Origin of the sequence: Natronorubrum sediminis (genome assembly GCF_900108095.1) — an archaeon.
Lineage (GTDB): Archaea > Halobacteriota > Halobacteria > Halobacteriales > Natrialbaceae > Natronorubrum > Natronorubrum sediminis.
In genome coordinates, this window is record NZ_FNWL01000006.1 from 73244 (window position 1) to 97697 (window position 24454).

The 24454-nt window shown below is 55.3% G+C and carries 21 protein-coding genes and 4 pseudogenes; 12 read left to right on the plus strand and 13 right to left on the minus strand.

Annotated elements, in window-relative coordinates; all coding sequences use genetic code 11:
• Positions 1 to 47 precede the first annotated feature (47 nt).
• The gene (locus BLW62_RS17855; protein ID WP_090508388.1) at positions 48 to 1079 is read right to left on the minus strand and encodes an AI-2E family transporter; all 1032 of its coding nucleotides are present in this window, start codon (positions 1077 to 1079) and stop codon (positions 48 to 50) included.
• A gap of 235 nt (positions 1080 to 1314) precedes the next feature.
• Positions 1315 to 1560 carry a hypothetical protein gene (locus BLW62_RS17860; RefSeq protein WP_139305431.1) on the minus strand — a complete coding sequence of 82 codons (246 nt, stop codon included), beginning with the start codon at positions 1558 to 1560 and terminating at the stop codon, positions 1315 to 1317.
• Positions 1561 to 1611: 51 nt separating this feature from the next.
• Here BLW62_RS17860 and BLW62_RS17865 point away from each other — a divergent pair, with 51 nt between their 5' ends.
• The 3 genes and pseudogenes from BLW62_RS17865 to BLW62_RS19265 all read left to right on the plus strand — a co-directional run bounded on the left by BLW62_RS17865 (position 1612) and on the right by BLW62_RS19265 (position 3660).
• Complete coding sequence (locus tag BLW62_RS17865) at positions 1612 to 1806, plus strand: hypothetical protein (protein WP_090508390.1); 195 nt, start codon at positions 1612 to 1614, stop codon at positions 1804 to 1806.
• Positions 1807 to 2035: 229 nt separating this feature from the next.
• Positions 2036 to 2439, plus strand: a pseudogene (locus BLW62_RS17870) (universal stress protein).
• Between the two features lie 906 nt (positions 2440 to 3345).
• The gene (locus tag BLW62_RS19265) at positions 3346 to 3660 is read left to right on the plus strand and encodes a 3-phosphoshikimate 1-carboxyvinyltransferase (protein WP_217630548.1); all 315 of its coding nucleotides are present in this window, start codon (positions 3346 to 3348) and stop codon (positions 3658 to 3660) included.
• Between the two features lie 2 nt (positions 3661 to 3662).
• Here the strand turns inward: BLW62_RS19265 and BLW62_RS19270 are convergent.
• Positions 3663 to 3749, minus strand: a pseudogene (locus tag BLW62_RS19270) (DUF2267 domain-containing protein); the annotation flags it as partial.
• Positions 3750 to 3862: 113 nt separating this feature from the next.
• Between BLW62_RS19270 and BLW62_RS18410 the strand changes: the two are divergent.
• Positions 3863 to 3967 (plus strand): annotated as a pseudogene (locus BLW62_RS18410) (ZIP family metal transporter); the annotation flags it as partial.
• Between the two features lie 59 nt (positions 3968 to 4026).
• Here BLW62_RS18410 and BLW62_RS17895 read toward each other — a convergent pair.
• The gene (locus BLW62_RS17895; RefSeq protein ID WP_090508395.1) at positions 4027 to 4917 is read right to left on the minus strand and encodes a universal stress protein; all 891 of its coding nucleotides are present in this window, start codon (positions 4915 to 4917) and stop codon (positions 4027 to 4029) included.
• A 130-nt stretch (positions 4918 to 5047) separates the two neighbouring features.
• Positions 5048 to 5998, minus strand: coding sequence for a CBS domain-containing protein (locus BLW62_RS17900; protein WP_090508396.1), 951 nt, complete (start codon positions 5996 to 5998; stop codon positions 5048 to 5050).
• On the opposite strand from BLW62_RS17900, the pseudogene BLW62_RS17905 reads away from it, so the two are divergent.
• The 3 genes and pseudogenes from BLW62_RS17905 to BLW62_RS17915 all read left to right on the plus strand — a co-directional run.
• Positions 5984 to 6514, plus strand: a pseudogene (locus tag BLW62_RS17905) (DUF234 domain-containing protein); the annotation flags it as partial. The gene BLW62_RS17900 and the pseudogene BLW62_RS17905 overlap by 15 nt on opposite strands.
• Before the next feature lie 452 nt (positions 6515 to 6966).
• A complete protein-coding gene (locus BLW62_RS17910; RefSeq protein WP_090508397.1) occupies positions 6967 to 7878 on the plus strand; it encodes a ParA family protein in 912 nt (303 codons plus the stop codon).
• A 14-nt stretch (positions 7879 to 7892) separates the two neighbouring features.
• Positions 7893 to 8342, plus strand: a complete 450-nt coding sequence (locus BLW62_RS17915) for a DUF8160 family protein (RefSeq protein WP_175459808.1) — start codon at positions 7893 to 7895, stop codon at positions 8340 to 8342.
• A gap of 341 nt (positions 8343 to 8683) precedes the next feature.
• On the opposite strand, the gene BLW62_RS19065 is transcribed toward BLW62_RS17915, so the two are convergent.
• Positions 8684 to 8914: a DUF2238 domain-containing protein gene (locus BLW62_RS19065; protein ID WP_245726748.1), complete on the minus strand. Its 231-nt coding sequence runs from the start codon at positions 8912 to 8914 to the stop codon at positions 8684 to 8686.
• Positions 8915 to 9041: 127 nt separating this feature from the next.
• Here BLW62_RS19065 and BLW62_RS17925 point away from each other — a divergent pair, with 127 nt between their 5' ends.
• Positions 9042 to 10082, plus strand: coding sequence for a DHH family phosphoesterase (locus tag BLW62_RS17925; RefSeq protein ID WP_090508399.1), 1041 nt, complete (start codon positions 9042 to 9044; stop codon positions 10080 to 10082).
• 83 nt (positions 10083 to 10165) lie between these two features.
• Here the strand turns inward: BLW62_RS17925 and BLW62_RS17930 are convergent, their stop codons facing one another.
• Entirely contained in the window at positions 10166 to 11014 is an 849-nt protein-coding gene (locus BLW62_RS17930; RefSeq protein ID WP_245726749.1) for a carboxypeptidase-like regulatory domain-containing protein, read from the minus strand.
• Positions 11015 to 11531: 517 nt separating this feature from the next.
• Complete coding sequence (locus BLW62_RS17935; protein ID WP_090508400.1) at positions 11532 to 11762, minus strand: DUF7542 family protein; 231 nt, start codon at positions 11760 to 11762, stop codon at positions 11532 to 11534.
• A 1382-nt stretch (positions 11763 to 13144) separates the two neighbouring features.
• Between BLW62_RS17935 and BLW62_RS17940 the strand changes: the two genes are divergently transcribed.
• Positions 13145 to 14341, plus strand: coding sequence for a 3-hydroxyacyl-CoA dehydrogenase (locus BLW62_RS17940; protein ID WP_090508401.1), 1197 nt, complete (start codon positions 13145 to 13147; stop codon positions 14339 to 14341).
• A 44-nt stretch (positions 14342 to 14385) separates the two neighbouring features.
• Here the strand turns inward: BLW62_RS17940 and BLW62_RS17945 are convergent, their stop codons facing one another.
• A complete protein-coding gene (locus tag BLW62_RS17945; RefSeq protein WP_090508402.1) occupies positions 14386 to 15456 on the minus strand; it encodes a phosphotransferase family protein in 1071 nt (356 codons plus the stop codon).
• Positions 15457 to 15659: 203 nt separating this feature from the next.
• Here BLW62_RS17945 and BLW62_RS17950 point away from each other — a divergent pair, with 203 nt between their 5' ends.
• Entirely contained in the window at positions 15660 to 16943 is a 1284-nt protein-coding gene (locus BLW62_RS17950) for an MFS transporter (protein ID WP_090508403.1), read from the plus strand.
• 14 nt (positions 16944 to 16957) lie between these two features.
• Here BLW62_RS17950 and BLW62_RS17955 read toward each other — a convergent pair whose 3' ends face one another.
• Complete coding sequence (locus tag BLW62_RS17955; RefSeq protein WP_090508404.1) at positions 16958 to 17734, minus strand: SDR family NAD(P)-dependent oxidoreductase; 777 nt, start codon at positions 17732 to 17734, stop codon at positions 16958 to 16960.
• Between the two features lie 284 nt (positions 17735 to 18018).
• Between BLW62_RS17955 and BLW62_RS17960 the strand changes: the two genes are divergently transcribed.
• Together BLW62_RS17960 and BLW62_RS17965 are read left to right on the plus strand one after the other, a co-directional pair.
• Complete coding sequence (locus tag BLW62_RS17960) at positions 18019 to 19011, plus strand: TAXI family TRAP transporter solute-binding subunit (RefSeq protein ID WP_245726750.1); 993 nt, start codon at positions 18019 to 18021, stop codon at positions 19009 to 19011.
• Positions 19012 to 19023: 12 nt separating this feature from the next.
• Complete coding sequence (locus tag BLW62_RS17965; RefSeq protein ID WP_090508406.1) at positions 19024 to 21120, plus strand: TRAP transporter permease; 2097 nt, start codon at positions 19024 to 19026, stop codon at positions 21118 to 21120.
• 171 nt (positions 21121 to 21291) lie between these two features.
• Here BLW62_RS17965 and BLW62_RS17970 read toward each other — a convergent pair whose 3' ends face one another.
• The 3 genes from BLW62_RS17970 to BLW62_RS17980 form a co-directional block, all read right to left on the minus strand.
• Entirely contained in the window at positions 21292 to 22032 is a 741-nt protein-coding gene (locus tag BLW62_RS17970; RefSeq protein ID WP_090508407.1) for an SDR family NAD(P)-dependent oxidoreductase, read from the minus strand.
• Between the two features lie 67 nt (positions 22033 to 22099).
• Positions 22100 to 23272, minus strand: a complete 1173-nt coding sequence (locus BLW62_RS17975) for a thiolase family protein (RefSeq protein WP_090508459.1) — start codon at positions 23270 to 23272, stop codon at positions 22100 to 22102.
• Between the two features lie 83 nt (positions 23273 to 23355).
• The gene (locus tag BLW62_RS17980; protein ID WP_090508408.1) at positions 23356 to 24141 is read right to left on the minus strand and encodes an SDR family NAD(P)-dependent oxidoreductase; all 786 of its coding nucleotides are present in this window, start codon (positions 24139 to 24141) and stop codon (positions 23356 to 23358) included.
• Positions 24142 to 24454 lie beyond the last annotated feature (313 nt).

A 24454-nucleotide genomic window follows, 5' to 3' on the forward strand; every position in this document is an offset into this window, starting at 1 on the left:
GTCGTGCGATCAGGTATGCATTGGTTGCAGTTGTTACCGTACCACGCTTACTGCTGCTGGGTCGGTGCTGGCTCGGGATACTCCCGAACCCAGATATCGATGATCAGTTTCATCATCCCGAGGACAATCGGACCGATAAAGAGGCCGACGAAACCGAAGAGTGCGATTCCGCCAAAAATACCGATGATCGTGATAGCTGGATTGAGCTGGGTTCCCCGGCGCATGACAATCGGACGGAGAATGTTATCTACAGTACTGATAATGAGTGCGCCGAAGGCCAGCAGTATGATCGCGGGAATGGGGCGGCCGACGACGAACAGGTAGATCGATGCAGGAGCCCAGACGATCGAGGCACCGACGAGGGGAATCATCGCTGCGACGAACGTCGTCACGATCCAGAAGATGACGTTGCCGAGGCCGAGAGCGAGGAACACACCGCCAAGCAGGACTGCTTGCACCGCGGCAACAGCGGCAGTACCTACCAACGAATTGTGGATCAACAAATTGGTTTCATCGAACAGCTCCTCACGCACCTCTGGCTCGAGTGGGAGGACGGTTCGAGCCCACGCAAGAGCCTGATCGCCGTCTTTGAGCAAGTAGAACAGGACGAAAAACAGTACGGTAAATCCAATAAAGAGCTCGGGCAATCCGCCGATGATACTGAAGAGGTTTCCAGCAAGGCCTCGCGCACCCGTTCTGACGACGCCACTGAACGCATCCTCGAGGGTCGCGAGATCGACCTGAACACCGAACCGTTCCACGATCACGTCGTCGAGTTGGGAGACATCTTCGGGCTCGAACGCTGCGAAGAGTTGCCGGGCCTGATTCGCCGCAACACCGAGGATGAGGACGATCGGAAAGACGATCAAAAAGAGTCCGATGAGAATCGAGAGGCCGGCGGACAGTGCCGCACCGAACCGCTTTGAAAGTCGATTGTTGATGGGGGAGAGCGCGTATGCGAGGATCACGCCGACCAAAATCCAGGTGAGAAACGGCAAGACGATCAGTAGGGATAGCAGTCCGACGAGAATGCCGATCAGCAGGAAGAACCGCTTCGAACGCGCCGATTCTGCACTCATCTATTCATGAAACGCTTTGGGTATTGGGTACGCCAACGATACCTCTCTTTTCGACTGCTACTGACTCGTGTGGAGTGGCGCGTCAAACCCAGCTACTCCTCGAATGCTATTAATAGGCAATTCGTGACAGCAGTGAAACTCGTCTTCCAGTGATCGTTGACCGAGCCATCTAACGATCAGTACAGCGCAAGCAGTTACCGAGACAGCTATTAACTGGATCTGACGATCCACATTCTCAGAAGATATTGCCACCCCTTCTACAGTTGGTGATCAGGATTGCGCTTCCGTGGTTTGTTGTCGTATTGATATACTGCTTTTCGTCAGGACCGATAGTAGCCTGGCCGTTCAGCAGGATATCGTTTTCGACGAACTCGGACGCCTCTTCGACCACGCGACTGACGGTCACATCGAACTCGAGTACGCGATCGACGACGGACGCCACGTGACTGCCGTTCCAGTCGGCGAACAGTAGCGCGAACACGATTCCTCCGTCACTCAAAATATTATCTTGCTCGAACGCATACCTCGTCTCATGCAGTACGATGAGATCGATTTGCGGGTTCGTGAGCGCGACGGCGAGCGAAGAATAGAAGTCGACGGATACTTTCGACCACATCCAGAATCGAAGTCATCCGAATACAGACGAAGTGCGATCGTCGACCTCACGGAAGCACAGGCGCGGCAACTGTACGACGAACTCGGTGAGCAGCTGGCGGCGTGGGAATGAGGGAATTGGTGCACGAGTAGTGTACCCGAGAAGACACACGGTACCTCGATATTTACCAACGAGCGCAACCACTACGGTGCGTTCAACAATAGCAACAACTGAAACGATTTTACACTGATCGCACAGCTGTCGTGCGATCTAGTACGCATTGACTTTCAGTGGCTACTATATCTGTGCGACTGTGAGATCGGCAGGATAGTTGAAATAAGTGCCAATCGAATGGAAGCGTATGTTCGATCGGGCCCTCGTTCCAACTGACGGAAGTGGTCCTGCTACTGCCGCCCTCGAACTTTCCATTAAGATCGCGTCGACAACGACAACCGTTCATCTCTTGTACGTCTCCGAGGTGGACGAAACCACCGATGTCGTCGGCGGCGACGAACTCGACGCGTCCGAACGGGCGGGTGACGAGATACTCGCAGACGCTTCTGAGTTGGCAAGGCCGCTGGAACGTCCATCGAACGTGAGGTGCGACGAGGAAGTCCACGAGACAGAATTCTCGAGTACACGGCGAGCCACGACATCGATATCATCGTCATGGGCTCTCACGGACGCAGCGAAATCGACCGCGAAAGAGAATTGATTGCAGCATCACGGAGCGCGTTCTCCGTACCGCACCGGCACCGGTGCTAACTGTACGGGCGCCCGGAGCAACCGAACGGCCGCTCGGTCGATGACTCGCTCTTTAGAATGGGCGACCTGGTCGACGAAACCGCATTCCCAAGTCCGTAGTTGCCAGATTGATCCGCCTCCTCCACTAAGTCGCTGCTGCTCACCCAGCGAAGACACTCGTCGTACTCGCCGTCGCTCAGCGTTCCGATCAATCGGGCTTTCTCGACCATTTGACGGGTGCAAATCGGCTCGAGCTGTCTGGAGGTGACGAACAACTCGACGATGTCGTCGAGGAGTACATCGCCGTTTTATACGTCCGAGTGGCCCATGCGGATCGCACGAAGGACGCTCGTGCGATTGATTTCGACCTCCGCGGTCGCAGTCTCGCCTGCTCTCATACGAGCGTTCGCTACGGGGGTATCCTAAACTAGCTTCTCGTAACCGGTCCAATGTGTGTGATGATCACCGATAATACGTAAGGTCTCGATCCCGTTGTAATTCGCATGAGTGCTACCGATCGTTTCGGCTTCGCCGTCGCGGTACTGTTCCTGTGGATCCTGGCTGTTGGCCTCGCTGGAATCGCACTCCAGAGTTTCGAGGGGGTTCCGTCTAGGTATTCGTTTACCCATACTATTTCGCTCATGGTCTTGGGAGGGGTGTTGTATCTTCTCAGCTTGACCTTCGTCAACTACTATGGTGGGATCGAATTTCGCTTATTCTAACTGGATTGCGATAACGGGCTCACTGAGCCACCGAATACGGGGGGAATTCTGACAGTCGCGGTTCCAGTGTATGAACGCCGTCGACGCGTTCGACCGGAACGTGACAAAATACGAGAACGATCTCGGCGTCGTCGGCTTTGAGAGGAGACCCGCCGTTCCCGTAAACGTAATCGATTGTTAGAACAGCGGGACGGCGATACGCCTAATGAGCGGACCGGCCGGGATCGCTGATGGGACCACGGTTCTTACCAGCGACAGATCCCTCCGTACACGACCGCACGGTCCACTACTAGACGCGCTCGATCAGCTTGACTGTCGCGCCGAAAGTACGCAAGGAGACGGACGGGCACCGCTCGTAATAACAGGCCCCACCGACGGCGGCCAGGTATCGTTAGCGAACGACATCTCTTCGCACTTCGTCGCTCCTCTCCTGATGGTCGGCGAACGTTTCCTCGATGACTCGTTTTCGCTCGGAAAATGGCGGAATCGGACGAGGCTCGTGGCGGGTTTCTATCGCTAGTCCGTCGCTCGTATCGCGCGCACCGTTTCAGCGGTTCCCGAGAGTTCGAGTCGATGCTGAATTCGGCCCGCGGACTCGTCAAAATTCATTCTTGCCCTTACTTTTTCGACGACGATCGCGGAGATAAATCTCACACCGGTAGAATGGGTTCCCGTTCCCACGATTCGAAATGCTAGCTAGCGTTCTACCGCAGCGATTTTCAGAGGTCGTTCCCAAAACGTACGCTCGAGGGCACGAACGGATGGCGACGCTCGGAACGATGGCCGGAGTGATCGTCATGCTGTTTCTCGACGTCACGCTGGGTTGACACCGTTCTGATCCGGCCACTGGTCACGTCTAGCTGCAATCGCCAGATCTGATCCGCTGTTACGATTCATCCGGATGGCCGCTTACTAGCGTCACAGGAATTGACGATCGACGTGAGACGGTTTCCGCGACACTTCCAGTGATAATTCGCGTCGGCAAAGATCGGCCGTGACTACCCATAATGATCTGGTCGTAATCGTTCTCCACTGCGTATTCGCCGATGGATCGGGACGGCTCTCCGTACTCCAGTTCCGCTGTCTCGACGACGACGTCGTCACCTTCGATCGCTTTCTCTGCCGACGCGAGGATCGCTTCTCCTCGTTCGGTTAGATTATCGACGAAATTCTCTACGTACGTTCCTTCGATAGCGTCCACCTCGTACTCGAAGGGGAGCGCTACGGTGTGGAAAATCGTGATGCGCCCCTCGGGAAATCGGCTGGCAGCGTATTCGAGCGCAGCGACTGACTGTTCCGAGCCGTCAACGGGAACCAGAATGCGGCCGGATAGCTCTCGCTGCTCGAGTTCCGACTGAGATTCTGGAATGATCGTCGTCGAAACGGGCACTCGCCGGACGACCGCTTCGCTAACGTGTCCAAGGAAAGGCCGAACGATCGGTGACTCACCGTGGCTCCCCATCACGACGTGATCGATGTCGTGTTCGACTGTGTACTCGACGATCTTGCGATGTGGGATGCCCGTCTCGAGCACCGACTCGACCGTGCGATCGTACTCCGACGCAATTTCGGTTGCGCGTTCGAGGATTTGTTCACCAGTTCGTTGGCGTTGTTCGTCGGATGGTTCACTGGAGCCAACCTCTCCGTAGGCGTCGTGCTCTACATCGAGGACGTGTAACGCAGTGACGGTTGCATCTGGAAACGATACGAGCGGATACACGAGCCCTTCAATCGATTGTGACGATCGATCGATGGGAACGAGGATGGTGACTGACATGGTTTTCTTTAACGGCCACATCGTCCGGGACGACGTGAGACGAGAAGATCGACCACGTCCAACCGGATAAATCAGTAGTGATCGATACACCTGAGCAACCCACAATCGTTTGGATGCTTCTCATTGTAGATTACCATCGAGTTCGATTAACCGGTTGTGCTGACTCGCCGGACTGCCCGTTGGGCTCTGGAACCCCAGTGTACTCTTGCGCCGAGCGGGCGAATCCGATGTTGAGAGCGGTAACGACGTCCGTACGCGTTACGAGTCCCGCGAACTGGTCGTGCTCGTCGAGGACGACCAACCGACCAATGTCGTTTCGCTGAAGCGACGTGAGCGCTTCGATCACGTCATCGTCCAGAGAGAGGGTCTCGAGGTGGCTCGTCATCACTTCGCCGACCGTTATCGAATCTCGCTTCGACGGAGCGACAGTACGAACGTCCTCGAGCGTGACGACGCCGACGACGGAACCGTCCTCAACGACGGGGTATCCCGTGTGACGCTGGTTCACCATCCTGTCGAGGAGTTCGTCCACCGTGATATCGGGCGCGACGGTATCGAGGGTATCGACAGGAGTCATTACGTCCTCGATCGCGATTCCCTCGACGGCCGCTTGAAGTGCCGTCTGGCGAGCTTCGGCGGTCGCCGTGATGTAGATGAAAAAGGCGATGGCGATCAGGATGAAATTGAAGGCGAAGAGTCCGAATAGCCCGAGTAAAATGGCGAACCCTTTTCCCACCTGTGCCGCTTGCGCAGTCGCCACGGCGAATGGGCGGTTGCGTGCCAGAATTGCGCGAAGGACCCGGCCACCGTCCATCGGAAAGCCCGGTAGCATGTTAAAGGCCGCGAGCACCACGTTGATGACCGCGAGATACGCGAGTACGAACTGAGCCGACTCGAGAGAGGCAGGCATCACAACGACGAGCGAATAGAACACGACCCCGAGTCCGACGCTAACGATGGGCCCAGCAATTGCTATCAGAAGCTCTTGTCGCCAGTTCGTCGGCTGGTCGGTAAGCTGTGCGACGCCTCCGAGCAGCCACAGCGTAATCGAATCGATGTCCGGTGTCTGGTTGAGCGTCATATTCCCGTCACTGAGTCGCCGACGTCATCGAAGCGCGGTCGGTACCGAATCGCCGCCCCGTTGTTCCGATTCTGGTTCGTCTACGGCAACCAAGACCGGCTTCGAATCCTCGGAGAGAGTGCGTTTGACGAACTCGTCGCACCCGAACTCGCAGATCACGTTAGTCCCCTGTTCGAGCGACTCTGTCAGCAGGCGCTATCACAGTTGACCGACCAGCGATTCACCGATGTCGGTCAGTGGTGGTTCAAGCAACACGAACTAGACGTGCTCGGACTAAGCGAAGACGGACTCGTTGCAGGCGAATGTAAGTTCACGTCACGACCAGTAAGTGAAGGTGTTCTCTCGGATCTCGAACGAACCGCAGACGAAGTCCGATGGTCAAACGAACCCGCGAATGCAGACCCACTGTACACTCTATTCAGTCGATCCGGGTACACTGACGATCTCAAACAAACTGCACAAACTCGGAATGATGTTCGGCTCTTTGATTTAGAAGGCATCCTCTCCGCGATATGAGTTCTAGCCAAAATCACAAAACACATTAAAATCTTTAATATTTGGTACCTCGTGATGCTTACGACCCGCTGATCGTCTATCATACTGTCCTAAGCAAAGACGTGGATAGACCGAGATCCTGCTTCACTGGTGATAGTCAGATCAATCCTGTCTCAAAGCGGCGTTCCACTAATAGTCAGTGAATACTCAAGTCAGGGGTTCAGCGACTCGGTAATCGGCCGGTGGTTGAATCGTTGGCTCGGTGAACCAACAAATCACTGATTTATTGACTCAGTGGTTTGTGGAACTGCTAAATTGCCGATTCTGTGAATCAGTGATTTCATGATTCATTGATTTATGCCGAAATACGGAAAATAACCACTTATGGGGCTTAATGCGACATTTGAGGGTGGGGGAAAGTACAAAAGAATGTCTGACAAGGATTTATGAGTCACTGATTCAAAGATCTAATCATGACAGAGACACCACGTGGATGGGGCGTCGTCCCATCGACCGAAATACCCACGGTCGCATTCGGTAACCAGAAGGGCGGGACAGGAAAGACAACGGCAACGATAAACAGCGCAGCGGCGCTGGCGACTCGAGATCACGATGTACTCGCAATCGATATGGACCCACAAGCGGATATGACGAAGGGAGTCGGATTGGGACCAGGCGACGATGATGATCCGTCGAGTCCAAAAAATAATCTGCCGAATACACTCGTTACCGACGACGGGAACCTTCTAGACGTACTCGTTGACAATCCACGCACGCACGATACACGAATTTCAGAGATTTTGATTCAGGCTGACGAATACGATCATTTGAACTTCGACCTGGTCCCGAGTCACAAAGATATGGGCCTCGCTCGAGATTGGATGGACGATGCAAATGCTCGACTCTCACTGAAGACAGCCCTCGAAGAGCTCGTTGATGACGGATACGACTATGATTTTATTTTGATCGACTGTCCACCCGACCTCTCGGTCCTAACTGATGCAGCGTTCATCGCTGCACAGAATGTGTTCTTGGCTGCACAGACCCAGGCAACGTCACGAGATGCCCTAGACGATCTCTGGGACCAACTGGAATCGATAGAGGACAACCAACAGGCCGACATCGCAATCATCGGGTTACTAGCGAATATGTACCGAGATGACGGCCAATCACAAAAATTCCTGAACGCGTTTGACGAGTCGTTCGCGGCGATGGCGCCGATTTTCAAACTCCCAATGCGAGTGGCAATACAGCGCGCTTGGGACAATGGGAACGATATTTTCGAGTGGGAAGACGCGAACGACCAAGAAGTTGAACGCGAGGTGTTCCTCGAGATTGCAGAGACGATGGAACGTGCGTTCGACAAAACGCAGGTGGAGGTGTAACTATGCCTCGAGGAATGGATGAACGATTTGAGAATCCTTCGGACGAAGCGGGTGATGGCGATAATAGTGATGCTAGCACTGAGGAGGAAACTTCGGAGACGTCGTCGGAATCAGACGGAGAAGTGAGCCAAACTGCAGTGACTACCGAAGAACAACCCGGACGGCGAGGTACTGCTGGCACAACTGCTTCTGAATCGTCGGCCAGTGACGCAGATGAGACAGATGACGAACCGCTGAATATTCGACAAGATTGGGACTCTTCTACGATATACGTCGAACCGGAACAAAGTGAGGATATCGAGGTTACCTTCACTCGCTTGAAAAAGCAACTGAAACGCGAAGATATTGTACTAGAGAAAAACAAGCACTTTTACCGCGGGATTTTCGAAATAGCGTTCGGTGAGCACCGGGAAGAAACGAAAGAACAAATTCGCGAACTCGCGAAACAAGACGTCGATCAATGAATCAGTGACTCACTGAATTTAGGAATTTGTGTGGATGAGTCTACAGGGCACTACCACGAAGTTTAGAGTCGCTCGAGTGCATTCTGAGCGTTCTCTCTTTCAAATACGCTCTGATTGACGAGCACAACGACACAAGGATGTCTCAGCTTTGTTCGCCCCGTACTCACGATTCGAAAAGAGGAACGTTCCCCTTCGGAGTATGTACACGGGACGCGACGACCGCCGAAAGCGAAACGAGTAACGTGAGCGGAACCGGGTCCGAACCGACTACATTCCCCGTTATCTGGCTGCCCTCTCTAAGGGTTCTCGGTCAAAGTTGATCTGCCGTTGTCGTCCGATCACTAATCGAAAACGGGCCATCCATCGAGACGATCCGTCACAACGTCTGTAACGTCAGTGAGGTACGGCAAACCCCACCGTGCGACCACAATTGCACCGATCGTATTAAACACGATATCCGTCATCGTGTCGTCGAGACCATGCTGGGCCAAGGGCATTTCGAGCCCGGTAAGGCCAGCAACGACATCGAACCCGAATTCACCAATTTCCCAGAAGACGCCGAACGAAAGCACGAAAATCACGATGAAACCCGGTGTCAACTCCGGTGGCAGATAGACCTCGTCGCGATGTTCGTCGAGAATCCGGATCGCAACGTATCCGACCGAACCGGTGAGCGTTGCTGAGAGAGGACGAGTGAGGTTGTGCCACCAGAACGAGCGATCTCGAGCAGATCGGCTGGTCGACCTGCTGGAGGACGTCGGATCGCTCGCGGTCGTCTGTCACGATAACCCGGACCCGGACTGTCTGGCGAGTGCGCTGGCGCTGAAGCGCGTCGCCGAGTACGCTAGCGTCTGGGACATCGAATTCGTCTACAGCGGCGAGGTCACCCACCCGCAAAACCGAGTGTTTGTGAACCTACTCGACATCAACCTCCAAAAGGTTACTTCCGATGCCATCGACGGCTACGATTGCGTCGCTCTCGTTGACTGTTCGATCCCCGGACGAAACAACAGTCTCGAGCCCGAGACTGAAGTCGACATTGTGATCGATCACCACCCCGGTCACGAACCGTCGGCGGAATTCGTCGACTTGCGCGGTGATTACAGCAGTACGACAACGATCATCGTGGAGTACCACCGTGCGCTTGATCTCCCACTCGACGCGGAACTGGCGACGGCATTGCTGTTCGCCATACGGCGCGAGACCCTCGACTTCCTTCGGAACGTCACGGAAAAGGAGTACGAGGCGGCACTGTATTTGCACCCGTTTGTCGATCTCAACCTCCTCAAGAAGATGAACGATCCACCCCTCTCCGAGATCACCGTCGACGCGATCTCGAACGCCATTCAGACGCGGACCGTCCAGTCCGCGTACCTCGTCGCCACCGTCGGCCGGAGTACCGAACGAGACGTGCTCCCTCAGGCGGCCGATTACCTCCTCGATCTGGAAGGCGTCCAGACGATAGTCGTCTTCGGCATCAGCGGAAACGAGATCCACGTTAGCGGCCGGTCGACGGACTCCCGAGTTGATCCCGGCGGTCTCCTCGAGGAAGTGTTCGGTGACGTCGGATCCGCTGGCGGTCACGAAGACATGGCAGCGGCGCAAATTCCGCTCGGGTTGTTCACTGATGTCTCTGAAGAGGACGAAGACCTCATCGACATCGCCGTCAGAATCATCGAACGGCGCTTCTTCCGAGCGGCGGGATATGAAGACAAGGACATTCCCGGCCGGCCTCGGTGACCGGACGGGACGATTCACTTGCACTTGCTGCTCGACGAGCGGTGCCTACCCTCGATAGCAACTGAGATTCGGTCTGGAAGGTGTTAGTCGTTAGTTCGAAGCGTCAGCGTGTATTCTACGTTAGTGTCGGACTCGATTTCCCGCTCCAACGTCGGGTACCCCTCAGCCTCCGCGATAAGTGTATATTCTCCGGCTTCGATCCCGAACTCGGTTTGGCCTTGATTATCAACGTTTTGCGTCTCACTCCAGCCATCGGAGTTGCCTTCGGTGATTCCGACGATGGCGTGATCAATTGGATCTCCGTCACCGTCTTGAACGGTTACCCGCAGCGTGTGCGTTCCGGCTACCACGTCGTTCTCGTCTTCCTCGTCTGCACTATCATCCTCACCGTCAACTTGCTCGTCGTCATCGTCGTCAGCCTCATCCTGCTCGGTAGATTCGTCTTCATCCTCGCTTTCCACATCTTCGTCCTCGTCCTCGGCTTCCTCGTTTTCATCATCGGGCTCTTCGTCACCTCCGTCTCGTTCATCTTCTTGAGCTCGCTCGTCGGAATCGTCGGTCTCCTCTACGCTATCTTCCTCCTCAGTAGAGTCGTCAGTAACCTCGAGGTTGCTGATATCGAGTCTGTATTCGGCTGTTTCCTCACAATTGTCTAGCTCGAACGAGTAGACCGCGTCATCCTCGCCCGGTTCAGGCCCCGTGACACCTATTTCTCTAGTCGAGGAAAGGTCAGTGCCATCCTCATCAAAAATTCGAGCCTCCATATCGACTATCAATTCTGCGTCGCTCGTGTTCTCGAGCATTATGTGTACATGACACTGATCACTCGATGGTTCGCCCAGCCATGAGAAGGCGTGTTGCACGACATCGATGTGGTCAATGGCGTCATCCGACAGTAAAATCTGTCCCGGGATAGATTCGTCTTCGTGCATCTCCTCTTCGCCGTCTTCGTCGGTCTCAGTGTCGGAACCCTCGGCGTTTGAATCGTTATCGAACTCTTCGCCGATATCTTCATTCTCATCGCCGTTTCCGTCGTCGTCGTCCGAATTGTCATCGGATGCGCTACACCCCGCAAGGATCGACGACAGCGAAACCCCCGCAACTGTGCCAAATTCGCGGCGATTCAAATTCACGAGTCTTTCTGTCATGGCTGCCCTCCAGTAATTCTATGTGGAGACATTAATCCTCGAACTGCTATTTTCGTCTCAAGCATGTTTAGAATACCGGATTGATGCAGAATATATTAGAATAGTCTCACATTATTTTCAGAAATTCACGAAAAATTAGGATATCCATATTATATCGGTTTTCTTTAATAATGTATTGTCAATAATTGACGAGAAAATTCAATCCCTGAGTGAGGGAGTACAGCTGCAAGTAACGAGTATAGCAATCGCCCCTAAATGCCTGTAACACTACCGATAATTGTCACGGCTCGTAATTGGAATTCTACCAATCGAAAAGTGCTGAATCCGGGTTCTCGCAGTTAGTGGTCCCACAGATGCCGGCGTCGGCTCCTGCCCGTTCGACGCCATCGGCGACGTGATTGATCTGCCAGTCGACATCGTGTCCCGTTCCCACCTCGTGATCGTTAAGCGCGACACGCGCTCGTCCCAAATTCGCGTACGATTCGAGGAACTCGCACTTACGACACTCGACTACGACGTTTTCTTCACCCATACGAGTTGGTTGGCTCGAAGCCGTGAAAACGCTCCGGTCGGAGACCTGCCAAATTACGCTCAATCCCATATGTGCTATAATATACACAAGAGGACTCGTAAGCTACGACGTTGGTAAATGAAGGAAATACCACTACGGATGCCTCGATATGTCAATTCAGTGTTTACAGCATCTATAGATATTTGATCCGTACATATAGCTGTGTTCGAATAAATGTGAGCCAAGAGTAGTTTAGAATATTTATAATTTTTCTAACAACATCCGCAGATCTGAAAATCGTATATCGCTATATTATTTGCTTGCTCCATCGGTAATGGAACGAGTAGAATACCACGTCTGGCGCCTTTTAGCTCCCGGATACGAACAAAAGAGTCTGGTCGTCACTCGAGCGGGTGAAGCAAGAGTGGTTACGGTGACCCGTGACCGGGTGAAATGATCGATAGTGCGAGCGCATACTCGTGTCTTCAGGCGCGGGAGGAAGTCAATGTACTTCTCAGAGAGAGCAACCAGTCGGTGGAATTTAGACAGCGAATACCCAGGAGGTGTCGTTGTTCGCTCTCGCTGAGTAAGTCTGTGAGCGACATCCTGAACTAACTCCACGAACTGCTCGCTCCCCAAACTAGCCTAACTAATCACTGACGATCACAGTGTAGCGTCGAATTCGGTAACGGTGCCCCCCAGGTAATCCACATATACATTGGCGACGGTGAGTTCTTCGTAGTATTTTTCAAGTGTTCGCATCGTCATCGACAAGTATAAGTGAACTATATGATTGGTATCGTAACCGAGATATAGATGGCGACACTCGGTTCGCTCGCCTACACCGTGCTTTGTGGGTGAGTAGGCAACGAGATATTACCATAGAGATATTGGTGGGTCGCCGTTACTGGCCCAGTACTGACGGGCGAACAACATAGCAGTTCGTACTTCGAGACGTTTGCTGGCATACCAAGTAACGAGTGTCCCATGCAATCAACACTTCAAAGTTGTATTTACTGTAGTACTCATGTAAACACAACCGATGCCCGTTTCCTATAGTGTGTGGGACTAACACGCAAGAATTCAGATGTTCGACTGTCACGAACGAGCGAGAACAGTATGTAGTGTATAGATTATCCCCACTGCCGCCAAATTTCACAAGTTATGGGTGGGGATCTTATTTTCTCTGACGAGGAACGTAGTTCAGAAGCGATGAGCGGTCCATAATAAAAACTGGCATAGAGTGCATTTAGCGCTGTCCTGCGTTGGTGGCGATATGACCGACAAATGTGATTTCTGCTCATTCAGAGAGGCGAACACCTTCCACATAACGAAATCATGCGTACTGGAAACGACCAACCGTCAAGGGAATACTTTTATGACCGACTGACAACTGCAGCGGTATGGTCGTAGACAGTAACGAGATCGAGACTGTTACAGTTATCGGAGGTGGACAGATGGGACGTGGCATCGGTGCCGTCTCCGCTCTATCAGGATACGAGACGTACATCAACGATATCGATGAATCACAGTTGAACGAGGCTAAAGAACGGATCGAGTGGTCCTACGAGAAATCTGTTGAAAAGAAACAGGCTACCGAGACGGAGATAGAAGACGCGCTGGACCGGCTCTCCTTTACCACCGAGCTCGAGGAGGCGATCGAAGGTACCGATTTCGTCATGGAGGCGGCCGTCGAACAACAATCAGTCAAAGAAGACATCTTCGAGGATCTCGACGAGATTGCGCCTGCCGACGCGATTCTTGCAACCAACACCTCCGGACTCAACATTACCCGGCTCGCCGAAGTCACCGATCGACCGTCGCAAGTCGTCGGTACGCACTGGTTCAATCCACCAATGCTAATGGAGTTGGTCGAAGTCATCATGACCGAATACACTCCCGACGAGGTCGCAGACACCGCCGAGGACCTCATCGAATCCTTCGACAAGACAGCGATTCGGTGCAGAATCGATATCCCATCGTTCATCGTTAATCGACTCATGCGGCCGTACGGAGAGGGGCCCGCCTGGATGGTCTATCGCGGTGAACACACCTTCGAGGAGATCGACTCGGCGATGAAGTTCAAGGAGGGGTTCCCGATGGGTCCATTTGAACTCGCGGATTTCACCGGCGGGATCCAGATTCGGGTCGAAGGGGAACAGGACCACCTCGAGGACGATCGTCCCATGTCCTACGACACCGAAGTCTGCCCCCTTCTCCATCAACTGTACGACAAAGGTCGCTATGGGCGAAAGGCGGACGCCGGTTACTACGAGTACGACGAACAAGACGAACCGCAGGTTGCGGTCGATGCGGGTCAGGGTTTCGACACGCTCCTCGTGTGGGCACCGATCGTCAACGAGGCGGCGAAAATGGTCCAGAACGATGTCGCAACGGTCGAAGATATCGACACGGGTGCCCGACTCGGCGGAAACTGGCCGGTCGGACCGCTCGAGAAAGCGGACGAAGTCGGCGTCGATACGATGCTTCAAAAACTGACCGAGGTCTCGAGTCGACACGAGGACACGAACAAACTCGCGGAAACGCTCCCGTGTGATCTCCTGGTCGAGAAGGCGAAAACGGGAGATACGTTTTACTGAGCCCACCCCCGTCCGCACCGACGGGACGGCACCAACGTCCCGGGTTACTCGAAATCGTCGCCGTCGATGATTCGTTGAGCCCAGTCCGCGAGCGTCAGTGTCCGTTGCTCCATCATCGGATACGTCTCGTTGTCGGCGTTCCCCTCGAGGTACCGTCGGTAGAACATCTCGCTAAGGGCGCCGATTTTGTACACCGCCAGCGCGCGATAAAACCGTTCGTTCTCGAACGTGTAACCCGTCATCGCCTCGTAGCGCTCGATCAGGTCATCTCGCGAATCGTATCCGTTCTGCAACTGAAATTCTCTTCCACCCGGTGAACCGAAGATTTCAGTTTCCGCACCCGTCTCGGGCCAAAACGCTAGCAGCCACCCGAGATCCGTGAACGGGTCGCCGAGGGTCGATAGCTCCCAATCGAAAATGGAGACGATCTCCGGTAGCTGCTGCGTTCCGAGCATAACGTTGTCGAGCTTGTAGTCCCCGTGAACGAGCGTGTGCGGATACTCGGAGGGCACGTTTTCGTGTAGCCACGCCGTCATTTCGTGGATGGCGGGTACCGGCCGCTCGTTGGACGTGACTTCGAACGCCCACTCGTATTGCGATTCCCACCGATCGACCTGTCGCTGAGTGAACCCTTCCGGATAACCGAAGTCGGCTAGTCCGATGGCTTCGTATTCGACATCGTGTATCTCAACGAGCGTCTCTATTAATTCACTACCGACGTTCGAACGGTGTGACGGTTCGGCCAGCAGGTTCGGTTCCTCATCCCTGACGACGACGCCGTGCTCACGTTCCATCAAGTAAAAATCGGATCCGATAATATCGTGATCCTCAGCGGAGATCACCGTTTCCGGAACGCGAACGGGAGTGTCCTGAAGCGCATCCATCACTGTATACTCTCGGAGAACGTCGTGAGCGGTGTCCGCTGTCTCGCCGGGCGGGGGGCGGCGAAGCACGAGATCTCGGTCTCCCCACGTTACGAACAGCGTTTCATTCGACTGTCCGCCGACATGCCGTTCAACCTCAAAGGCATTCGCCTGTCCGAGGGACTCCTCAAGAAACGTTTGGAGCCGCTCCTGGTTCACGAGCCGGTCGAAGTAATCGTCGCATTCGTTCATCCCGATTCACCTTCACTTACAGCCGATTGTCTGTTGGTACCGCGAGTCACCATACCTCTATGTGCATTCCGTAGTACGAAATAACTCTCGAAGGATCTACAATACATTCTAATGACAGGTGCCGCGACAATCTGTTTTCGCTCACGACGTCTACTTGTTCAATTTCAGTAATTTATTTGAGTTGACCGAACGATTGACATCGTGTGTTCAGTTGGTCTTCACCATATCATCGCCGATGGATTCTCTGGGGATTGTTGGCGACGACGTTCATACTAGTGAATATCTATCGCCTTTCGACGGCGGTGATTTCGAGCGATCTCGTCGTAGCGCTACAAACGACGGGCACGCAACTGGGCACCCTCCACGCGGCGTTCTTTTTTGTTTATGCTGCGATGCAGCTTCCGGCCGGGATTCTCGTAGATCGGATCGGACCCCGACGTACGGCGACGACCGGTGCCATAACGATGAACGTGGGTGTCCTCTGGTTCGCGCTCACGACCGACTACGGCTCTGCACTTGGTGCTAGGTTATTGATCGGGCTCGGCGGGAGCGTGATTTTTGTTTCGATGCTTCGATTCTGTGCGAACTGGTACCGAGCCGATGAGTTTGGAACGATGAACGGACTCTGTTTCGCCGCCGGCGGAACGGGTGGCATCCTCGCGACAACGCCATTCGCCGTTCTAGTCGAATCGACGACGTGGCGGACGGCGCTCCTCTCGTTGGCGACTTTCGGTTTGATCGTTTCAGTCCCGCTATTTTTCCTCGTCCGCGACTCGCCTGAAGGGGCCGGGTTGCAACCGGTCGACGGCGTTCCTGAACAGACGCATCTCTCGTTTCGGGAAGTCTGGACATCGCTGTTAGGAGTGCTGGGTGACCGGTGGACGTGGGTCGCAGGTACGATGTTGTTCTGTACCGGTGGCGTTAATCTAACACTCTTCGGGCTGTGGGGTATCCCGTATGTGGTTCAAGTGTACGACGTTTCCGTGACCTTCGCATCAGTATTCACATTGATGGGGGGACTCGGTATCGTCGTCGGTCCGCCGATGTTCGGACGCGTCACTGACAACATTGGTCACCGGACCGTGTTTATGATTGCCGGGGGGGTAACGTACGTTGCGATCCACGCAACGATTGCCTTGCTGGGTACGCCGCCACTCGGGTTCATCGCCGTCGCGTTCTTCCTGAGCGGTGCGCTGACCGGAACGTTCGTTCTCACGTTTCCGATGATTAAGGAGCGACACGGCGATCAAACGAGTGGAATTTCTATCGGAACGATCAACGGATCGATGTTCCTCGGCGCAGCGTTATTCCCGACGCTGATGGGCTGGGCGCTCGACGCGTACTGGACCGGAGAACTGGTCGACGGCGTTCGAGTTTACACTACGATGGGCTATCGTATTGCGTTTGCTATCGCCGCTGGAGCAGGGTGTCTCGTCGTCTGCTGTACGGTTTGGCTTCATCTGCGCGAGAAAAAATCAGATCTTTGATCGCCGTTATGGATTCAACCCCGAATGTAGCCGCCGTTGACACTCACTACTTCGGCAGTAATCCAATCCGCTGCGTCACTCGCGAGGAAGGCAACCGTGTCGGCGATATCCTGCGGTGTGCCCAGGCGCTCGAGCGCGTACGACTCGAGAATCTTATCGCGGTACTTGTCGATCCACTCCGCGGTCGCGGGGGTTTCGGTCGTTCCCGGCGAGACGACGTTCAACCGAATGTTGTGCTCGCCGACCTCCTTAGCGACGTTCATCGTGAACGCGACGTTCGCGGCTTTTGCGCCGCCGTAAACGGCCAGCGAGGGGTCGTTTCCTTTGTACGAGTCACTGGCATAATTAATGACGCAGCCACCCTCCTGATCGATCATGTGTGGCAGTGCGGCGTGCGTACAGTTCATCGTCCCGAAGTACGTGACGCCGACTGATCGATCCCAGTCCTCGGGAGTCGACTCGAGAAACGACGATGTACGCGTGCTGAGACCGGCGTTGTTAACGAGCACGTCGATCGAGCCAAATTCGTCGACGGTGGTTTCGATCATCTCCTCGGCAGCGTCGTACGATGAAACGTCCGTCTCGATCGCGATGGCCCGTGTGTCGTACTCGTCTTCGATGGCGTCAGCAACTGTTTCCGCCGCGTCGGCGTCAATGTCGGCGACGGCCACGTTCGCTCCCTGACCTGCGAAGGTTTCACAGACTGCTTTGCCGATACCGCTTGCACCGCCGGTCACCGCGACTGCTTCGTTCGTAAAGTCGAACTTCGCTGCTAATGGGGTCTCAGACATGCGCTGTAGTTTCAGGTTGAACTATATAACAATACTGCCTTTTGCAGTCGACTTGACCGTTTCGCTCAAGAGACTATCCTTCCCATACCGCTCCAGAGCACTGACAAAAGTGAGCCCATCCACAACAAGTATTACCTACGATCTGTTGACTTGTAAACCACACCCTTCAGTATAATTTCTTGTGTTTACAAAACGTATAAACGAATACAAATATATTATACCACCACATCACCCATGGTATGGGTCAACATAGTTTACCAGGAGCAACCGGGCGGAGGGCATTCATGGCTGCGGCGGGCGCGGGTGCTATCACGACGATTGCAGGCTGTACCGGTGGTGATAACGGCGATGATGGGACAGTTCGCATGATGACTGCGACAGATACGTCGACTGCGTACGCTGCGAACGAAGGACTCGCAGCAGTAGTCAACGAGTACGGTGATGATGACGAGATCTTCGTCGAACCGTTGCCGGGTCCCGGTACCGAAGGAAACATCGGTGCCCTCAACAGCGAAGATACGGAGATGGCCTACATACAGAACTGGTCGATAGAGCTGATCAACGAGGGCGAAGAACCGTTCGACCAGATCGAGTTCGAACCAGCACAGGTGTTTCACTTCTACCAGTTACCATGGTTCTTCGTGACGCCCCACGACGACATCGAGATGCTTTCCGACCTCGAGGAAGACCACCAGATGAGTCCGACTCCAGAGGGGTCCGGTACGAGACCGGCACTCGAGCTTGCCCTTTCGTTTGCCGTAGACGACTTCGACGATACGAGTTACGACTACGGCGAGCAGGGTCCAGCAATGGACGAGGGCCGACTTGACGTTGGCGTTGGAACGCTCATGAACTTCGATATCGATCCTGGTTGGCAACAAGAGATGATGAGCACCGTCGACACCTACGTGATCGACATCGACGACGACATCGTCGAAGAGTGGGAAGATGCTCCCGGTCTCGAAGTCGAATCGTTCCCCGGCGAAGACCTCGAGTACGCGACGGGTGCACCTGATGAGGCGTACACGCCGGTCTTCGAGTACAACTTTATCGCCAGACAGGACTTCGACTACGACACGGTCTACTCGTTCCTCGAGGGACTGCATCAAAACCGTGAAGAGCTAGAGTCCTACCACGAACTGTTGGGCGCCATGGAGGACGAACAGTTCTTCATCGATTTGCTCTGGGAGCACACACCGCTTCACGCTGCAGCCTACGACTACTGGGAAGACCAAGGACTCGATATCGACGCCTACGAGCGAGCAGACGAACCGTAACTCAACGTACAAATGAATCGTTTTTCACAACTCCGTCAGCAGGCGACAGCATACAACGTACTCAGTGGAATCACGACGGTTCTCGCGATCGTATTCACGCTGTATACTATCCACTATGCGACAACGCTCTGGACGATGCGAACCCGCTATTCGGTACTTTTTCTCGGTCTGGGGCTCGCCGTTTTCTACTTCGACGAGGCGCGTCAGTGCTTCAAGACAGAAGGGGACGAATCGGGCTACGAGAAAAAAGCCGCAGTCGCAGACGGCGGAACGACGAGTGCCGATAGCTCCGGAAGAACGCTGTCGGGCAAGAATCGAACGGCCATTGCCCGCACGAAGACGGTGTGGGCTAAGGTAGACCCATACCTGCTTATCGCATCGGGCATCGCGGCCCTTTTGACGGCCGCATACGTCGAATTTCACTTCTATCGACTGCTCCAGGACGTTCACTTGCTCGGATTCACGGACCTCGATTTATTCGTCGGTGGTGTAATCATCTACCTCGCGATAGACGCAACGCGCCGGGCGTTCGGATGGATCATCGCTCTCGTAACAATCGGTTCTATCCTCTACGCGACCAACTACGTTGGACCGAATTTACCCAGCTTCTTGCGACACTCCGGATTCGACCTCGAACGAATCTCGAGCGAAGGTGCGATTTCCCTCTCTGGCGTGTACCACGAAACGTTGATGGGAATCGGATCCACGTGGGTTGCGATCTTCATCATGTTCGCTGGAATCGCCAAAGCCTACGGGTTGATGGATTTCATCCTCGACGTCGGTCGGGAACTCGGCAAGAGCCTGACGACCGGTGTCGTACAAATCGCCGTTATCGCAAGCATGATCATGGGATCGATCACCGGTAGTGCGGCGGCTAACACGGCGACGACGGGAAGCTTTACCATTCCGATGATGCAGGATCAGAAGGTCAGAGACGATTACGCCGCAGCGATCGAAGCCGTCGCTTCGGCGGGCGGGCAGATGCTCCCGCCGGTGATGGGCGTCGCAGCGTTTCTGATGGCGGATATCATCGGCGTGAGTTATCTCCGAGTCATTCAAGCGGGCGTGATCCCGGCGGCGCTGTTCTATCTCAGCGTGGGGATCGCTGTGCACTTCACCGTGCTCAAATTCGGATGGACATCGAAAAACACGGGTTCGTTCAATTACGGCATGTTGACCAGAGGAGCGCACTTCGCTATTCCGCTCTTCGTCCTGCTGTATCTGCTCGTCGTGATGCGGTGGACGCCGCTGACTGCCGGCCTGTACACCATTATTACGATGATTGTCGTCGGACTCCTAACCTCAGTAGTTAGTAAAGTAAGAGCGTCCGAGATCGATTCCGGCGTCGTGAAAGAAGAGTCGAAAACGATATTGCTGGGACTCCGACGCGGCGGTCTCGAGATGGCACCGCTCGTCGGCGTGCTCGCAGCGATGGGTATTATTATCGAAATGCTCACCCAAACCGGATTGGCACAGCGTGTGAGTACCGCAATCGTCGGAATGGGCGGTGGGCTCCTGCTCGTCGTACTACTACTCGCGATGGTCGCGAGCATCCTGTTCGGGCTCGGTATGCCGACGCCCGCAGCGTACATTCTGGTCGTTATCCTCGTTGCGCCTGGCGTTATGGAGATGGGGGTCCCCGAAATCACGACCCACATGTTCGTCTTCTACTTCGCAATGTTGTCCGCGATCACGCCGCCAGTGGCGATCTCCGTCGCAGTCGGATCCCGAATCGCGAATACAGACTTCATAACGTCCTGTATTAACGCGTTGCGCATTGGAGCTCCTGGGTTTCTCATTCCGTTCGCCCTCGTCGCCAACGAGAGTCTCATTTACTGGTCGAGTACGACGCTTATCGAATTCCCCGTCGTCCTCGCGGGAACGATCGCTCTTATCGTGGCGACGGTTCGCTTCGACGGTGCTCGTCTCCTTTCGATTCCGTGGCGCGGTTTCTACGGCTTGCTTGCGTTTATAGCGATGTTCGGTGGACTCGCTCACATCGGCGTTCAGGTCGGCGCTGCGATCGTCATCGTCGCCGGTCTAGCCCACGCGAAGTATGTCGTCGGCTACGACACCGAGGCCCAGGTCGAAGCGACCGCAACGGACTAATCTTCACTCACTCTTCCACAAGTCAGATTTTTGGTTACTCGAGCGACTGTCTCGGTGTGCACTGCTCTCCGTCGTGAGAATCGGGCACCACAGTGAACGAACGGAACATTCTCCCTCTCCGATACCGTCCGTGGCGAACAGATCACGAGGGCGAAATCGAGTGCCGTCGATTTAGACCATGTCCTGGCCGCCGTTCACGTTGAGTGTCTCGCCGGTGACGAACCGCGCGTCCCGAAGGTACGCCGCGGCTTGTCCAACGTCTTCGGGCTCGCCGAGCCGCTGCAGCGGCAACTTCTCCCGTCGTTCACGTTTATCCTCCGCGGTGTTGGTTCGGTCCGTCATATCCGTCACGATGTATCCCGGTGCGATCGCGTTAACTCTGATATCCGGTCCGAACTCCTTCGCGTGACTCTTCGTGATGGCGATGATCCCGGCTTTCGAAGCCGCGTAGTGTGGTTCGTGGGGTGCGCCGGCGTGGGCGAGACGCGACGAGAGGTTGATCACCGACGGCCCTTCCCCAACCGCCGACTCGAGGAGGTGCTCGTGAGCCGCCTTGGTCACAGAAAAGACGCTCGTCGCGTTTATCTGCATCAGGGTGTCGAACTCTTCGACGGTAAGTTCGGGCGTGTGCTTGTGTTGACTGATGGCCGCGTTGTTTACGACGTGATCGAGACCGCCAAACGTCTCGACGGTCGTTTCGACCAGCGACTCGACCGCACCTGAATCGCTGACGTCGGCTTGAATCGCGACGGCATCGCCGTCGGTTTCGGCTCTGATCGTTTCAACGACGTCTTCCGCAGCCGTTTCGCTGCTGTGGTAGTTCACGGCGACGTCGTACCCGTCTCGAGCGTACTGCTCGGCGATGCCGCGACCAATACCCCGCGAGCCGCCAGTAATGAGTGCTGCTGGCATAGGCGGTCTTTCGCGTGAATTAGTCTAATGCTTTTTGTGTGTTCTATCAGTTCGATAGCGAGACCAGCTACACGCGCTCGATGATCGTGGCGACACCCTGGCCGAACGCGATACACATCGTCGACAGCGCTCTGTCCTGTCCCGTTCGCTCGAGTTCGTGGGCGAGTTTGGTGATGAGTGCGCTGCCGGTTGCCCCCAGCGGGTGGCCGTGTGCGATCGCCCCGCCGTTGACGTTCGTATCCTCCCAGGAGAGACCGGTTTCCTCGAGCCAGGCTGCGATAACCGAGGCGAAGGCCTCGTTCACCTCGAAGAGATCGATGTCCGACGGCACCATATCGGCCTTCTCGAGGATCTGTTCGGTCGCAGGGATCGGTCCGGTGAGCATCAGTACGGGATCGACGCCGACGACCTCGGTCTGGACGATGCGAGCCATCGGCTCCCAACCGTACTCTCGAGCTGTCTCGCGACTCGTCACGAGGACGGCGCTCGAACCGTCGACGATGCCCGACGAATTTCCGGCGTGGATAACGCCCTCTCCGTCGTCCCGAAACGCGGGCGGGAGGTCCGAGAGGGAGTCGACATCGGTTCCCGGTCGCGGGTGCTCGTCTTCTTCCACAACGATGGTTTCGCCGTCAAGTTCAGTTTCGACCGGAACGAGCTGGTCGTCGAACCGTCCCTCGTCGTGTGCTCGTTTCCACCGACGCTGGGATTCGACGGCAATTTCGTCGAGTTCGCGCCGGCTGAAGTCCCACTTCTCGGCGACCCGTTCTGCGCTTTCGCCCTGATGCGTTATTTCGTCGAAATGCTCGAAGTAGGTCTCGGACATGTCGGGCTCGGCAGTCGACGCTCCGTCACTCCGGTTGCTCGACATCGGCACGCGCGTCATATGTTCGACGCCGCCCGCGACCACGACGTCGCTGAACCCGGCTCGAACGTTCGCAGCGGCGAGGTTGATCGTTTGCTGGCCCGAACCGCATAGTCGGTCGAGTTGAAACCCGGGAACCTCGTCGCCCCAGCCGGCGACCATCGATGCAATGCGTCCGATATCCGAACCCTGCTCGAAGACTGGCTTTACACAGCCGTACATGACGTCATCGACGATCCCCGGGTCGAATCCGTTTCGTTCCTGTAGCGCCTGCAGAGGTGCCGCTGCGAGATCCTGTGGATGCGTGTCGCGAAAGGATCCGTTGTACTTTCCGAACGGCGTCCGCACTGCATCGACGATTACAGCTTCCTTCATCATCAACTGTGTCAATGCATATCACCTTAGACATTCCGGATCGGCACATCACTCGAGTCGATTGCGTTCACGCAAACTGTCGGTTACACGTCGTGGTGTTCGGTCAGCGCGATTCGTGGAACGCCTTCGACGACGATCGTCTCCCCTTGGATATACTGCGCACCGGGACTCGCGAGGAACTGGGCGACTCGAGCGATCTCGTCGGGCAGCCCAAGCTGGCGATCGACGCTGTCCGGATCGACATCGTCCGACGTCATGCTCCGTTGTTGTTCGACGCCTTCCGTGAGAACGAGTCCAGGCAAAATGGCGTTGATTCGTATTTCGTACGGTGCCCACTCGACGCCGAGCGTTCGCGTGAGCGTGTTTAATCCCGATTTTGCGGCCGCGTAGTGGGCCATCATCGGCGCTCCGTCACGGCCGGCGACGCTCGAGACGTTGACGATGGTGCCGCCGTCACCCTCGATCATGCCCTCGCTGACGATTTGAGCGCAGTTGAACGCACCGGTGAGATTGATGTCGACGATGGTGTTCCAGGCGTTCGCGCTCAACTCTTCGGTGGGAGCCTCGAAACTCGCACCGGCGTTGTTTACGAGAACGTCGATCGGCCCGAGTTCGTCCGTCGCGGCTTCGACGACAGAACAGATCGACGCGCGGTCCCGGACATCGCATTCGACAGCGAGAGCCTCCCCGGAGGCGTCGCTGTCGTTGATCGAATCCGCGACGCTATCGACTGCGTCCTGGTCTCGAGACGTGACGACGACGTCGACGCCGTCCGCGGCGAATCGTTCCGCGATCGCTCGACCGATCCCCCGGGATGAACCGGTGATGAGTGCTGTCTCACCGTCTACCGAGAAGGTCGTTGTTGACATTCCAGTTTCGGATCCCAGCGGGTCGATCAAAAATGTATTGTCTCAATATTGACTGGTTGTAGAACCACGATGATTGCGCAGAGCTACGCCAACTCGTGCAACCCCACCGCCAGACATTCGCGCTGATCTAATTGAACGTTCGCACAACCTAGATGGTGAAATGCGACCGGGTCGATCTACCACTGAGCGTGGAAACGTCGTCTGCAAACGCTCGCCAGTGACTCGCACTTCGGGAGCGTACAGTATCAGGAGTGTACTCGAGTTCCGTTAGTCGAGTCCTTCACGTCGGTTTGAATATACGGTTACCCTTCAT

Excerpts from the sequence above, each read along its gene's own strand:
- BLW62_RS17980 (WP_090508408.1), bottom strand. The coding sequence starts at position 24,141 with ATGTCAACAACGACCTTCTCGGTAGACGGTGAGACAGCACTCATCACC.
- BLW62_RS17970 (WP_090508407.1), bottom strand. The coding sequence starts at position 22,032 with ATGCCAGCAGCACTCATTACTGGCGGCTCGCGGGGTATTGGTCGCGGC.
- BLW62_RS17930 (WP_245726749.1), bottom strand. The coding sequence starts at position 11,014 with ATGCACGAAGACGAATCTATCCCGGGACAGATTTTACTGTCGGATGAC.
- BLW62_RS17900 (WP_090508396.1), bottom strand. The coding sequence starts at position 5,998 with ATGACGCTCAACCAGACACCGGACATCGATTCGATTACGCTGTGGCTG.
- BLW62_RS17965 (WP_090508406.1), top strand. The coding sequence starts at position 19,024 with ATGAATCGTTTTTCACAACTCCGTCAGCAGGCGACAGCATACAACGTA.
- BLW62_RS19265 (WP_217630548.1), top strand. The coding sequence starts at position 3,346 with ATGAGCGGACCGGCCGGGATCGCTGATGGGACCACGGTTCTTACCAGC.
- BLW62_RS17940 (WP_090508401.1), top strand. The coding sequence starts at position 13,145 with ATGGTCGTAGACAGTAACGAGATCGAGACTGTTACAGTTATCGGAGGT.
- BLW62_RS17935 (WP_090508400.1), bottom strand. The coding sequence starts at position 11,762 with ATGGGTGAAGAAAACGTCGTAGTCGAGTGTCGTAAGTGCGAGTTCCTC.
- BLW62_RS17910 (WP_090508397.1), top strand. The coding sequence starts at position 6,967 with ATGACAGAGACACCACGTGGATGGGGCGTCGTCCCATCGACCGAAATA.
- BLW62_RS17865 (WP_090508390.1), top strand. The coding sequence starts at position 1,612 with ATGCAGTACGATGAGATCGATTTGCGGGTTCGTGAGCGCGACGGCGAG.
- BLW62_RS17975 (WP_090508459.1), bottom strand. The coding sequence starts at position 23,272 with ATGAAGGAAGCTGTAATCGTCGATGCAGTGCGGACGCCGTTCGGAAAG.
- BLW62_RS17895 (WP_090508395.1), bottom strand. The coding sequence starts at position 4,917 with ATGTCAGTCACCATCCTCGTTCCCATCGATCGATCGTCACAATCGATT.
- BLW62_RS17915 (WP_175459808.1), top strand. The coding sequence starts at position 7,893 with ATGGATGAACGATTTGAGAATCCTTCGGACGAAGCGGGTGATGGCGAT.
- BLW62_RS17955 (WP_090508404.1), bottom strand. The coding sequence starts at position 17,734 with ATGTCTGAGACCCCATTAGCAGCGAAGTTCGACTTTACGAACGAAGCA.
- BLW62_RS17855 (WP_090508388.1), bottom strand. The coding sequence starts at position 1,079 with ATGAGTGCAGAATCGGCGCGTTCGAAGCGGTTCTTCCTGCTGATCGGC.
- BLW62_RS17960 (WP_245726750.1), top strand. The coding sequence starts at position 18,019 with ATGGCTGCGGCGGGCGCGGGTGCTATCACGACGATTGCAGGCTGTACC.
- BLW62_RS17945 (WP_090508402.1), bottom strand. The coding sequence starts at position 15,456 with ATGAACGAATGCGACGATTACTTCGACCGGCTCGTGAACCAGGAGCGG.